The 13,051-nt window shown below is 69.5% G+C and carries 11 protein-coding genes; 7 read left to right on the forward strand and 4 right to left on the reverse strand.

Annotated features, from left to right (window positions below; all coding sequences use genetic code 11):
* Nucleotides 1-268 precede the first annotated feature (268 nt).
* The gene (locus ATCM_RS07285) at nt 269-1,018 is read right to left on the reverse strand and encodes a ferredoxin--NADP reductase (protein WP_132863781.1); all 750 of its coding nucleotides are present in this window, start codon (nt 1,016-1,018) and stop codon (nt 269-271) included.
* Nucleotides 1,019-1,116: 98 nt separating this feature from the next.
* Here ATCM_RS07285 and ATCM_RS07290 point away from each other — a divergent pair, with 98 nt between their 5' ends.
* The 3 genes from ATCM_RS07290 (at nt 1,117) to panE (ending at nt 4,072) form a co-directional block, all read left to right on the forward strand.
* Entirely contained in the window at nt 1,117-2,067 is a 951-nt protein-coding gene (locus tag ATCM_RS07290; protein ID WP_132863783.1) for an ABC transporter ATP-binding protein, read from the forward strand.
* Nucleotides 2,064-2,870 (forward strand): ABC transporter permease, encoded by an 807-nt coding sequence (locus ATCM_RS07295; protein WP_132863785.1) that lies wholly within the window; start codon nt 2,064-2,066, stop codon nt 2,868-2,870. The genes ATCM_RS07290 and ATCM_RS07295 overlap by 4 nt, the downstream gene beginning before the upstream one ends.
* 263 nt (nt 2,871-3,133) lie before the next feature.
* Nucleotides 3,134-4,072 (forward strand): 2-dehydropantoate 2-reductase, encoded by a 939-nt coding sequence (panE, locus tag ATCM_RS07300; RefSeq protein WP_132863786.1) that lies wholly within the window; start codon nt 3,134-3,136, stop codon nt 4,070-4,072.
* A 9-nt stretch (nt 4,073-4,081) separates the two neighbouring features.
* Here panE and ATCM_RS07305 read toward each other — a convergent pair whose 3' ends face one another.
* A complete protein-coding gene (locus ATCM_RS07305; RefSeq protein ID WP_132863788.1) occupies nt 4,082-4,873 on the reverse strand; it encodes a TatD family hydrolase in 792 nt (263 codons plus the stop codon).
* A gap of 245 nt (nt 4,874-5,118) precedes the next feature.
* On the opposite strand from ATCM_RS07305, the gene hrpB reads away from it, so the two are divergent.
* The gene (hrpB, locus tag ATCM_RS07310; protein ID WP_132863790.1) at nt 5,119-7,635 is read left to right on the forward strand and encodes an ATP-dependent helicase HrpB; all 2,517 of its coding nucleotides are present in this window, start codon (nt 5,119-5,121) and stop codon (nt 7,633-7,635) included.
* A gap of 194 nt (nt 7,636-7,829) precedes the next feature.
* Nucleotides 7,830-8,192, forward strand: a complete 363-nt coding sequence (locus ATCM_RS07315; protein ID WP_132863792.1) for a hypothetical protein — start codon at nt 7,830-7,832, stop codon at nt 8,190-8,192.
* Between the two features lie 72 nt (nt 8,193-8,264).
* Here ATCM_RS07315 and ATCM_RS07320 read toward each other — a convergent pair whose 3' ends face one another.
* Together ATCM_RS07320 and ATCM_RS07325 are read right to left on the reverse strand one after the other, a co-directional pair.
* The gene (locus ATCM_RS07320) at nt 8,265-8,810 is read right to left on the reverse strand and encodes a pseudouridine synthase (RefSeq protein WP_132866098.1); all 546 of its coding nucleotides are present in this window, start codon (nt 8,808-8,810) and stop codon (nt 8,265-8,267) included.
* Between the two features lie 53 nt (nt 8,811-8,863).
* Nucleotides 8,864-10,366, reverse strand: a complete 1,503-nt coding sequence (locus ATCM_RS07325) for a PLP-dependent aminotransferase family protein (protein ID WP_132863794.1) — start codon at nt 10,364-10,366, stop codon at nt 8,864-8,866.
* Between the two features lie 116 nt (nt 10,367-10,482).
* Here ATCM_RS07325 and ATCM_RS07330 point away from each other — a divergent pair, with 116 nt between their 5' ends.
* Together ATCM_RS07330 and glyA are read left to right on the forward strand one after the other, a co-directional pair.
* A complete protein-coding gene (locus tag ATCM_RS07330; RefSeq protein WP_132863796.1) occupies nt 10,483-11,757 on the forward strand; it encodes a benzoate/H(+) symporter BenE family transporter in 1,275 nt (424 codons plus the stop codon).
* Complete coding sequence (gene glyA / locus ATCM_RS07335; RefSeq protein WP_132863798.1) at nt 11,750-13,036, forward strand: serine hydroxymethyltransferase; 1,287 nt, start codon at nt 11,750-11,752, stop codon at nt 13,034-13,036. Before ATCM_RS07330 ends, glyA begins: the two co-directional genes overlap by 8 nt.
* Nucleotides 13,037-13,051 lie beyond the last annotated feature (15 nt).

A 13,051-nucleotide genomic window follows, 5' to 3' on the forward strand; every position in this document is an offset into this window, starting at 1 on the left:
GACGGGGCCAAGGATGCGCATCCGGATCCGTGCGAGGAGTCATTCCCTTCGATGGGACTGAGCGGGAATGCCACGGCATCGTGTCCCTGTGCGGTCCACGGCCATCGTGGAGTTCATTCACGCCTGGCGCGCGATTGTCCCGGTCACGGGCAGCATTGTCCCAGGGATGAAATGTGCCAAAGCGGACATGCGGTGACAGCACCTCGTCCCCGCACCCTGCCGTCGCATGCGGAGCGCTGCCGACGTGCAGCGCCCGATCAGACCGGCCTTACTTACTGCTGACGTACTTCTCGCGGCGGATCTGCGGCGGCGGCAGGCCGGCGGCCTTCAGCAGCTCGGCGCAGGCATCGACCATGTCCGGGTTGCCGCACAGGTAGGTGATGTCGCGCGTCGGGTCCGGGCCGATCTCGGCCAGTTGCTGCTGCACGTAGCCCTTGCGCACATCCGGGTGCGGGTCGGCCGGCAGCTCGCGCGACAGGCAGGGCATGTAGCGGAACCCCGGGGTGGCCTCGGCGAAGGCACGGAAGTCCTCGCTGTAGAGCAGTTCCTGCGGGGTGCGGGCGCCCTGCAGCAGCACCACTTCCACGCCGCGCTCGGCGATGGCCCGGCGCAGCAGCGGCAGCATCGAGCGGTACGGGGTAACGCCGGTACCGGTGGCGATCAGCAGGTAGCGGCCGTTGTGGTCGCCGGGGTTCAGGCAGAAGCGCCCGAACGGGCCGCTGCCGGTCAGGTGGCCGCCCAGCTCCAGCCCCTCGAACAGGGCCGTGGCGGCGCCGCCGGGCACGAAGCTGACCGCGATTTCCACCGCCTCACCCGGGCCCAACGCGTGGTCGTGGATGGTGGCCAGCGAGTAGCTGCGCTTGGTCGCGGTGCCGTCGGCGTACTCGAAGTGAACCTGAATGAACTGGCCGGGCTGGAAATCCAGCGGTTGCCCATCGTCACGGACGAACTGGTAGTGGCCAACGGTGGGCGCCAGCATGCGGCGTCCGACCAGCTTGAGGGGGAATTGGGCAGGCACGAAGGGAAAGCTGTGTTTGACCGGGCAAAGCCGCAGGGCCTTCTATAATACCGCTTTGCATTCACGCGGCGCCGCAGACCCGGCGCGAAGGCCCGAGCTTGGACTCCCGAATCCCCCCCGCAGCCCCCGCGCTGCGCATCACCGATCTGCGCAAGACCTACGACAACGGCGTGCAGGCCCTGAAGGGCGTGTCGCTGGAAGTAGCCCCGGGCGATTTCTTCGCCCTGCTCGGCCCCAACGGTGCCGGCAAGTCGACCATGATCGGCATCATCTCCTCGCTGGTAAACCTCAGCGAAGGCCAGGTGGAGGTCTTCGGTAGCGACCTGGTCAGCCAGCGCAGCGCGACCATGCGCCTGATCGGCCTGGTGCCGCAGGAGATCAACTTCAACCTGTTCGAGAAGCCCTTCGACATCCTGGTCAACTACGCCGGCTTCTACGGCATCCCGCGCGCCGAGGCCGAGGTCCGCGCCGAGCAGGAGCTCAAGCGCGCGCACCTGTGGAACAAGGCGCAGATGATGAGCCGCACGCTGTCCGGCGGCATGAAGCGGCGGCTGATGATCGCCCGCGCGATGATGACCCGCCCGCGCCTGCTGATCCTGGACGAGCCCACCGCCGGCGTGGACATCGAGATCCGCCGCGACATGTGGAAGACGCTGCAGGAGATCAACGCCGCCGGCACCACCATCATCCTCACCACGCACTACCTGGAGGAAGCCGAGCAGCTGTGCCGCAACCTGGCCATCATCAACCACGGCCGCATCGTCGAGCAGGGCCCGATGCGCGGCCTGCTGGCCAAGCTGGACGTGGAAGGCTTCATCTTCGACATCGACGGTGAACTGCCGGCGCAGCTGCCGCACATCGAAGGCGCCACGCTGCTGGCCACCGACACGCACACGCTGGACCTGGACATGCCGCGGGCGATGGACCTCAACCGCGTGTTCGACACCTTCAACGCCGCCGGCATCCGCGTGCGCTCGATGCGCACCAAGAGCAACCGCCTGGAAGAGCTGTTCGTGCGCCTGACCGGCAACCTGGAGAACAACGCATGAACACCTCCGTCACGTCCTCTTCCGAGACCGCCACCGGTTCGCGCAACTGGGTGGCGCTGGGCACCATCGTCCGCCGCGAGATCAACCGCATCCTGCGCATCTGGGGCCAGACCCTGGTGCCGCCGGCGATCACCATGACCCTGTACTTCCTGATCTTCGGCGGCCTGATCGGCTCGCGCATCGGCGAGATGGGCGGCTACAGCTACATGCAGTTCATCGTGCCGGGCCTGGTGATGATGAGCGTGATCCAGAACAGCTACGGCAACATCAGCTCCTCGTTCTTCGGCGCCAAGTTCGGCCGCCACATCGAGGAGCTGCTGGTCAGCCCGATGCCGAACTGGGTGATCCTGGGCGGCTACGTGGCCGGTGCGGTGGTACGCGGCCTGATGGTCGGCGTGATCGTGCTGGTCATCGCGATGTTCTTCACCCCGGTGCGCATCCCGCACCCGCTGGTGACGCTGAGCACGGTGTTGCTGGGCGCGACCATCTTCTCGCTGGCCGGCTTCATCAATGCCGTCTACGCCAAGAAGTTCGATGACGTGGCGATCGTGCCGACCTTCATCCTGACCCCGCTGACCTACCTGGGCGGCGTGTTCTATTCGGTCACGCTGCTGCCGGGCTGGGCGCAGGCCCTGACCCACGCCAACCCGATCTTCTACATGGTCAACGCGTTCCGCTTCGGCCTGCTGGGCAGCAGCGACGTGCCGCTGTGGGTCTCCTACACGCTGATGCTGGGCTTCGTCGCCGCACTCACCGCCTTGGCACTGTGGCTGCTCAAGCGTGGTGTTGGCCTGCGCAGTTGAGCTGGCTGGGTTGTTCTGCACGAACGGCGCCGGAAGGCGCCGTTTGCTTTTGCGCTTCTGTTGTTGCGCTCTTGTAGGCGCGGCTTCAGCCGCGAAGCTGGTGGTGCTGCAGCCGCCGGAACAACTGCAGTTGCGGATGAAATGACGAGCGGAACCATTGCCAGCTCCGCGGCGGACGCCGCTCCCGCAGGGGCGCACCGTGCTGTCGCTTGCGCCTATCATGGCCCCACTCGCTTCCTGTTGATGGATGGACGTTCAATCCCATGCGTATCCTGATCCTTGGCGCCGGTGGCACCGGCGGTTACTTCGGCGGCCGGCTGGCGCAGGCCGGCGTTGATGTCACCTTCCTGGTGCGGGCCAACCGCGCCGCGCAGCTCGACCGCGATGGCTTGGTGATCCGCAGCCCGTTGGGTGATGCGGCGTTCCCGGTCGCACACGTCACCGCCGAGGCGCTGCCGGAACTGGCCCGACAGCGCCCCTTCGACCTGGTCATCCTGAGCTGCAAGGCCTATGACCTGGACAGCTCGATCGATGCCATCGCGCCGGCGGTGGGCCCGAAGACCACGGTGTTGCCGATCCTCAATGGCCTGCGCCACTACGCGGCGCTGGACGCGCGCTTCGGCCGCGACCGTGTGCTGGGCGGGTTGTGCTTCATCAGCGCCACCAAGGCCGGGGACGGCGCAGTGCTGCACCTGGACAAGCCGGCCAAGCTGACCTTCGGCGAGCGTGATGGCGGTACCGCCAGCGCGCGCGTCGCGGCATTGGCCGCGGCCTGCGCCCAGGCCGGCATCGACCATGTCGCCTCCGAGGACATCGCACGCGAGCAATGGGTGAAGTACACCTTCCTGGCCACGCTGGCGGCCGGCACCTGCCTGATGCGGGGTGACGTCGGCAGCATCGTCGCCACCGACCACGGCACCGCATTGATGCAGGCGCTGTACGCCGAATGCCTGGCGGTGGCCGCGCACGCCGGCCAGCCAATCCCGTCGACCGCCCAGCAGATCGCGCTGGGGGCGGTGACCAAGGCCGGCTCGCCGATCAAGGCCTCGATGCTGCGCGACCTGGAAGCCGGCCAGCGGGTGGAAGCGGCGCACATCGTCGGCGACATGCTCGACCGCGCGTGCGCCGCCGGGCAGACCGCCCCGCTGCTGCAGGCTGCCTACTGCCACCTGCAGGTCTACCAGGCGCAGCGCGGCGATTGAACCGCGTGCTCAGCCCGGCAGGCGAAAGAACGCACGCGTGGCGGCGGTGGCGTTGGCAGCGGTGACGGCCACGTCCTCGCCACGGTCGCGCGCCAGCTCCTGGACGATATGCGACAGGAACGCCGGCTCGTTGCGGCGGTCCTTGGGCATCGGCTTGAGCGTGCGCGGCAGCAGGTAGGGCGCGTCGGTCTCGATCATCAGCCGCTCGGCCGGGATGTGCTTGACCAGCTCGCGCAGGTGCGCGCCGCGACGTTCATCGCACAGCCAACCGGTGATGCCGATGTAGTAGTCGCGGTCCAGGTAATCGAACAGGTCGCCGCGCTCGGCGGTGAAACAGTGCACCACCGCCGGACCAAGCTGGCCGTCGAAGTTCTTCATCATCGCGATGAAGTCATCGTGGGCGTCACGCTGGTGCAGGAACAGCGGCTTGGCGGTGTCCACGGCGATCTGCAGCTGGCGTTCGAAGGCCTTGCGCTGCGCCGGGCGCGGCGAGAAATCACGGTTGTAGTCCAGCCCGCATTCGCCCACCGCGACCACTTCCGGGTGCACGTGCAGCGCACGCATCTCCGCATCGCACTCATCGGTGTACTCACTGGCGTGATGCGGGTGCACGCCGGCGGTGGCGTACAGGAAGCCGGGGTGGCGTCGCGCCAGTTCCAGTGCCTGCGGCGAATGCTCGCGGCTGGCGCCGGTGACCACCATCTGCACCACGCCGGCGGCGCGGGCGCGCTCCAGCACCGCGTCAAGGTCGCGTTCGAAGGAGTCATGGGTGAGGTTGGCGCCGATGTCGATCAGTTGCATGGAACGGGAACCGGAAAGCGGTAAAGGCGGTAATTGTAGTCGTTGTGCCGGGGGCGCCCACGGCGTGCGGCTTACCCCTCCCCAGCCCTCCCCTGCTACGCAAGGGAGGGAGCGGCTTCACGCGCCTGGACAGATCACAGCAGGTAGCGTTTTGCCCCCTCCCTTTCGCGTAGCGAAGGGGAGGGCCGGGGAGGGGTAAGCCCTTAACGCATGGCTCCACGTCATCGGCCTTCTACAATGCACGCATGGCATCCGAATTCCCCATTTCCCCCCTGCTCCCGCAGATCCTCCAGCAGTTGGCCGCGCAGCCACGGCTGGTGCTGGAAGCGCCGCCCGGCGCCGGCAAGACCACCCAGGTACCGCTGGCGCTGCTGGACGCGCCGTGGCTGGCCGGTCGCAGGATCATCATGCTCGAACCGCGCCGCGTGGCCGCGCGCAGCGCCGCGCTGTTCATGGCGCGCCAGCTTGGCGAGCCGGTCGGCGAAACCGTGGGCTACCGCATCCGCTTCGAGAACAAGGTCTCCGCACGCACCCGCATCGAGGTCGTCACCGAAGGCATCCTGACCCGCATGCTGCAGGACGATCCCCTGCTGGAAGGCGTGGGTGCGTTGCTGTTCGATGAATTCCACGAACGCCACCTGGCCGCCGACCTCGGCCTGGCCTTGGCGCTGGACGTGCAGGGCCAGCTGCGCGAGGACCTGCGCATCGTGGTGATGTCGGCCACGCTCGATGGCGAGCGCCTGGCCGATTTCCTGGATGCGCCGCGCCTGTCCAGCGAAGGTCGCAGCCATCCGGTCGAGGTCAGCCACTTCCCGGCCCGCCGCGATGAAGCGCTGGAAGCACAGGCCCGCCGCGCAGTGGAACAGGCGTTGGCCGAGCATCCCGGCGACGTGCTGGTGTTCCTGCCGGGGCAGCGCGAGATCGCCAGGGTGCAGGCCGCGCTGCAGGCGGCATTGACCGCTGCCGAGGCGGGCCGGAACGTCGATGTCCTCGCCCTGCACGGCGAACTGCCGATCGAACAGCAATCACGTGTGCTGCAGCCCGATCCGGAGGGCCGCCGCCGCGTGGTGCTGGCCACCAACGTCGCCGAGTCGTCGGTCACCCTGCCCGGGGTGCGCGTGGTGATCGATGCCGGGCTGGCGCGCGAGCCGCGCTACGACCCCAACAGCGGCTTCTCGCGGCTGGATGCGGTGGCCATCTCGCAGGCCTCGGCCGACCAGCGCGCCGGCCGCGCCGGCCGTGTCGCCGCCGGCTGGGCGTGGCGGCTGTGGCCGCAATCGCAACGGCTGGAGCCGCAGCGGCGCCCGGAGATGGCGCAGGTGGAACTGGCTGCGCTGGCACTGGAGCTGGCCGCGTGGGGCAGCGACGAGCTGCGCTTCGTCGACCCGCCGCCGGCCGGTGCACTGGCCGCCGCGCGCGAGCTGCTGCAGCGGCTGGGCGCCTTGAGCGCGGGCAACACCCTCACCGCGCTGGGAAAGCGCATGCTCGGCCTCGGCACGCATCCGCGCATGGCCGCGATGCTGTTGTCGGCCAGGAACCCGCGCGAGCAAGCGCTGGCCGCCGACCTGGCCGCACTGCTGGAAGCACGCGACCCGTTGCGCCAGGGCGGCGACGCGCTCGCCGCCCGCTGGCGTGCGCTGGCGGCCTTCCGCGCCGGCCGCGCACCGCACGATGCCAGCCGCAGCGCGCTGGCCGCGATCGATGCGGCTTCGAAACAATGGCGGCGGCGCCTGCGTTGCGACGCCACGCCACCCGGCAACATCGAGGCACATGAGCTCGGCGACCTGCTCGCCCATGCCTTCCCCGACCGCATCGCCGTGCAGCACCCCAGCGATCCCCTTCGTTACCAGCTGGCCAATGGCCGCAGCGCGCGCCAGTTCGATCACAGCGACCTGCGCGGCGAGCCATGGCTGGTCATCAGCGAACTGCGCCATGACCCGCGTGATGCACTGATCCTGCGTGCGGCCCCGGTCGATGAAACGCGCCTGCGCACCGACTTCCCCGAGCGCTTCCGGCAGCAGGACGTGGTGCGCTGGAACGCCGCCAAGCGTGCGCTGGAAGCGCGCCGCGAAAGCAGCTTCGAACGCATCGTGCTGGACAACCGCCCGGCCGGCCGCGTGGACCCGGCGCATGCCGCGCGCGCACTCACCGATGCGGTGCGCGAACTGGGGCTCGACGCGCTGCCGTGGACCGAGAACCTGCAGCAATGGCGCGCACGGGTGATGGGCCTGCGCGCGTGGATGCCCGAACTCGCCCTGCCCGACCTGGCCGATACCGCGTTGCTGGAAACGCTGGAGGACTGGCTGCTGCCGGCCTTCAACGGCAAGACCCGGCTGGACGCGCTCACCGAGGAGGAACTGGGCGAGGCCGTGAAATCCGGCATCGACTGGAACACCCGGCAGCAGGTGGACCGCCATGCCCCGGTGCGCATCAGCGTGCCCTCGGGCATGGAACGCCGCATCGACTATGCGCTGGACGACGACGGCATCAACCCCCGTCCGCCGGTGCTGGCGGTGAAACTGCAGGAACTGTTCGGCCTGGCCGACACGCCGCGCATCGCCGATGGCCGCGTGCCGTTGCTGCTGCACCTGCTTTCGCCCGGCGGCAAGCCGCTGCAGGTAACCGGCGACCTGAAGAACTTCTGGCAGAACACCTATGCCGAGGTGAAGAAGGAAATGAAGGGCCGCTACCCACGCCACCCGTGGCCGGATGATCCATGGAGCGCGACCGCCACGCATCGGGCCAAGCCGCGCGGGACGTGAGGCCGGGCGGGCGCCGGGGGCGGCAGTCCTCCCCTTGGCGGAAGGCAGGGAGGGGTGCCGTCCGCACCTCCATCACCCAAGCGTGAACGCACACGTTTCATCCCGCGCTCAGCCCCGCGCTTTCCGGCTAACATCCCCTACACGCCCGTGCAGCGAAACTGGGCGTCTGATCCTCGCAAACAAGGAGCCCCCACATGAGCAAGTTCAGCGATATCACCGGACCGGCCCTGGAGCGGGCAATGGAACTGGTCAACCATGCCGGCGGCAGCCTCAAGGGTGGCGGTGCCAATGCCGCCGAATGGCTGAAGGCCGGTGCCGCCATCGGCGCCCTGAAGACCGGTGGTCGTACCGTCAGCCGCGTCGCCCGCCGCAACCCGACCGCCACCGTGGCGGTGGCCGCCGTGGGCCTGGGCCTGATCGGTTACATGCTGTACCGCAAGAACAAGCGTGACAACGAAGCCATCGAGGCCAAGTCGCGCCAGATCGCGCAGCGTCGCCGCCACGCGCACGCGGCCAGCGTCACCGACGAAACCAGCGACATCGGCAGCGATACCTGAGCCGCGGCGGCAACGCCAGCAGTTTCGCAGGAGCGCAGCAACGGCCGTCGGCCGTGCTGCGCTTCTTTCGTTTCAGCGTGCGCCCACTTCCCGCCACTGCCCCGGCTGCAGGTCCTCCAGCGCATACGGCCCCATCGCCGCACGCACCAGCCGCAAGGTGGGCAGGCCAACCGCCGCGGTCATGCGCCGTACCTGGCGGTTGCGGCCTTCGCGGATCGTGATGGCCAACCATGCATCGGGCACGGTCTTGCGGAAACGCACCGGCGGGTTGCGTTCCCACACGGCCGGCGCCTGTTCCATCCGCTGCACGCCGGCCGGCAACGTCGGCCCATCGTTGAGCTGCACGCCGTCACGCAGCGCCTGCAGCCTGTCCTCGCTCGGCACGCCTTCCACCTGCACCCAGTAGGTCTTGGGCTGCTTGTGCTTCGGGTCGGTCAGGCGATGGGCCAGGTTGCCGTTGTCGGTGAGCAGCAGCAGGCCTTCGCTGTCGTAGTCCAGCCGACCGGCCGCGTACACGTTGGCCGGCAGGCCGAACCCGGCCAGCGTCGCGCGCGGCGGCTGGCTGCGGTCGGTGAACTGGCACAGCACGTTGAAGGGCTTGTTGAAGGCGATCAGCATGGAAACGGCGGGCGACGGGCGGGACGCCATTGTCCCATCCCCGCCGCGCGACGCTAGCGCGGCGCGCGCCGGCGCCCGGCCACCGTCCGCCGCAGCACCGCGGCAAGCTGCGCCACCGCCCCCTCCATCTCCGCCACCGTGTAGGCGGCGAAGCCGAGCAGGAAACCGGCCTGCGGCGTGCGCGTGGCATGCAGGGCGCTCAGTCCCTGCAGCGCGACGCCCGCCCGGCGCGCGCCATCCAGCACCGCCTGTTCGTCGATGCCGGGCCGGAGCAGGCAGGGCAGCTGCATGCCGCCCGCCGGCACCTGGGGCACCAGGTAGTCGGACAACTGCGTGCGTACCAGGTGCAGCAGTGCATCGCGCCGCTGCACGTAGAGATGGCGCATCGCCCGCACGTGCGCGCCGAAGTGGCCCGCCTCCATGAAGCGCGCCAGCGTCAGCTGGGTGAGCGTGGGGCTATGCCCGTCCATCAGGCTGCGCGCCACCGTCATCGGTTCCACCAACGCCGGCGGCAGCACCAGGTAGCCGATGCGCAGGCCCGGGAACAGCGACTTGGTGAACGTGCCGATGTAGAGCGTGCGCTCGTGCGGGTCCAGCCCCTGCACGCATGCGGTGGGCCTGCCGGCGTAATGGAACTCGCTGTCGTAGTCGTCCTCGATGATCCAGGCATCGTTGCGCTCGGCCCAGTGCACCAGCGCCAGGCGGCGGTCCAGCGCCAGCGTCGCCCCGGTCGGGAACTGGTGCGATGGCGTGAGGAACACTGCCCGTGCACCCGCCGCCAACTGCGGTAGCCGCTCCACCTGCATGCCCTCGGCATCGACCGGCACCGGCACCGGGCGCAGCCCCGCCGCATCGAAGGCACGCGCCGCGCCGTGGTACATCGGATCCTCGACCAGGATGCGCTCACCGGCATCGAGCAGCACGTTGGCGCACAGCGTCAGCGCCTGCTGCGAGCTGGTCAGCACCAGCACCCGTTCCGGCGTGGCGTGGCCACCACGTTCGAGGTTGATGTAGTCGGCGATCGCCCGGCGCAATGCCTCCACGCCCTGCGCCGGGCTGTGCGCCAGCACCGCGCTGCCGTGCGCGCGGATCACCTCGCGCTGCAGGCGTTCCCAGGTCTGCAAGGGGAAGTTCCGCGTCTCCGGCACGCCGGGCGCAAAGGCATGCTGCGTGGCGCCGGTGACCCCGCCGGTGGCGCGCAGCACCTGGCCGCGCGTGCTCAGCCGCACGGCCTGCCGCGGCGCGTGGCCACGCCGTTGCGCCTTGCCGCCGGCAAACGGCCGTGCACGCAGCGACACCCGACTGCCACTGCCCACCTGGCGATCGATGAAGCCCTCGGCATGCAATTGGCGGTAGGCCGCCTCGACCGTATCGCGGGATACCCCCAGCGACTGCGCCAACGGGCGCGTGGCCGGCAAGGGGCGGCCCACTTCCAGCGCACCGTCCAGGATCAGCTGGCGGATCGCCCGCTGGATACGGGCATGCAGCGCCAGCCCGGCATGGGCGGGGTCGCCGATGCCGGCCTTCACCGACTCCAGTTGCGCGTGCCTGAACATCGCCGTGGGGGTCTCCCGGGTTGCCGCAATGGTCTGCCTAGCAGGCCATAAGTGGAGGGGCGCAACATGCCATTGCCCACCTACAAAGACAACCTGCCTTCGTCCCCGGATGCCGGATGTCCCCGCTACCCTCCCCCCCTCCCGTTCCTTCCCCGGCACTGCGTGCGGCCGACCTGCTGCATCCGACCATCGCGGCGCTGGTGTCGGTCATCGTCAATTACGGCGGCACCTTCGTGCTGGTGTTCCAGGCCGCGCGCGTGGCCGGGCTGGGCCCGGAACTGACCGCCTCATGGGTGTGGTCGGTGTCCATCGGCGTGGGGCTGACCGGCATCGCGCTGAGCGTGTGGGCGCGCGCGCCGATCATCACCGCCTGGTCCACCCCCGCCGCCGCCTTCCTGGTCACCGCACTGGCCGGCGTCTCCTACCCGGAAGCCATCGGCGCCTATCTGGCATCGGCCGCCGCGTTCGTGCTGCTGGGCCTGTCCGGCGGCTTCGAGAAGGTGGTGCGCTGGATACCGCCAGGCATCGCGGCCGCGTTGCTGGCCGGCATCCTGCTGCCGTTCGGCATCGGTGCCTTCGCTGGCATCAACATCGACCCGCTGCTGGCCGGTGTCCTGATCCTCGCCTACCTGATGCTGAAACGGATCAGCGCGCGCTATGCGGTGGTGGGCATCCTGCTGCTCGGCATCGCGCTGCTGGTCGCGCAGGGCCGCATCGACCTGGCGGCGCTGGAGCTGAAGATCGCCACCCCGGTGTTCACCGCGCCGGCGTTCTCGATCAATGCCCTGCTCGGCGTGGCATTGCCACTGTTCCTGGTCACGCTCACCGGCCAGTACATGCCGGGCATGCTGGTACTGCGCAACGACGGCTACACGACCAGCGCCAACCCGATCGTCGCGGTCACCGGACTGGGTTCGCTGCTGATGGCCCCGTTCGGTGCGCATGCCTTCAACGTGGCCGCGATCACCGCGGCCATCTGCACCGGTCGCCACGCGCACGAGGACCCGCGCAAGCGCTGGCTGGCCGGCGTCGCCGCGGGCGTGTTCTACGTGATCGTGGGGGTGTTCGGGCTGACCCTGGCGGCGTTGTTCATGGCCATCCCTGCCACCTTCATCAGCACCCTGGCCGGGCTGGCGCTGCTCGGCGCGATCGGCGGCAGCCTGGCCACCGCCATGGCCGATGCGCGCGGCCGCGAAGCAGCGCTGGTCACCTTCCTGGCCGCGGCGGCCAACATCCAGCTGTTCGGCATCGGCGGCGCGTTCTGGGGGCTGGTGATCGGCCTGCTCGCCCACCTGCTGCTCGATGCACGCCTGCCACGCCGCCGCACGCGGCCCGCCGCCGGAACCGCCACGCACCCCCAGCCCACCGCACCGGAGGCCCCCCATGTATGACCCCCACCTGCGCCTGGACCAGTTCGACCCCGAGCTCGCCCACGCCATCGAGAACGAGCGCCGTCGCCAGGAAGACCATGTCGAGCTGATCGCCTCGGAGAACTACGCCAGCCCGCTGGTGATGGCGATCCAGGATTCGGTGTTCACCAACAAGTACGCCGAGGGCTACCCCGGCCGCCGTTACTACAGCGGCTGCGAATACGTGGACGTGGCCGAGCGGCTGGCCATCGAGCGCGCCTGCGCGCTGTTCCAGTGCGACCATGCCAACGTGCAACCGCACTCCGGTGCGCAGGCCAACGCCGCGGTGTTCCTGGCGCTGACCTCGCCCGGCGATACCGTGATGGGCATGAACCTGGCCCAGGGCGGCCACCTCACCCACGGCAACCCGGCCAACTTCTCCGGCCGGCACTATCGCATCGTGCCCTACGGGCTGGACCCGGCCACCGGCCTGATCGACTACGACGCGATGGAGCGCATCGCACTGGAAACCCGGCCCAAGGTGCTGATCGGCGGCTTCTCCGCCTATTCCCGGCACAAGGACTGGGCGCGCATGCGCGCCATCGCCGACAAGGTCGGGGCGTGGTTCTGGGTGGACATGGCCCACGTCGCCGGGCTGGTGGCCGCCGGCCTGTACCCGGACCCACTGCCGCATGCGCACGTGGTCACCACCACCACGCACAAGACCCTGCGTGGCCCGCGTGGCGGCCTGATCCTCTCGCGTGGGCAGGACGCGGCGTTCAACCGCCGGCTCGACGCCGGCGTGTTCCCGGGCGTCCAGGGCGGCCCGCTGATGCACGTGGTGGCGGCCAAGGCGGTGGCATTGAAGGAAGCCCTGCAACCGGGCTTCCGTGACTACCAGCAGCAGGTGCTGCGCAACGCGCGCGCGATGGCGGCGGTCATCCAGGCCAGTGGCTTCCCGCTGGTTTCCGGCGGCACCGACAACCACCTGATGCTGCTGGACCTGTCATCGCGGCCGTACACCGGCAAGCAGGCCGACCAGGCGCTGGCGCGCGCCCACATCACCACCAACAAGAACACGGTGCCGAACGACCCGCGTCCGCCGCTGGTCACCTCCGGCATCCGCCTCGGCACGCCGGCGGTCACCACGCGCGGCTTCGGCGTGCTGGAGTGCGAACTGCTCGCGCACTGGTTATGCGATGTGCTCGAGGCACTGGCGCAGGACGAGCACGCGCAGCGCCGCGTCAGCGAACGCGTCGCGCGCCAGGTCACCGAGCTGTGCCGGCACCATCCGGTGTATCGCCGCGCCACCACCGGCTGAAACGACGGCGGGAGG

This window comes from Stenotrophomonas sp. ATCM1_4, from assembly GCF_004348115.1.
Classification (GTDB): Bacteria; Pseudomonadota; Gammaproteobacteria; order Xanthomonadales; family Xanthomonadaceae; genus Stenotrophomonas; species Stenotrophomonas capsici.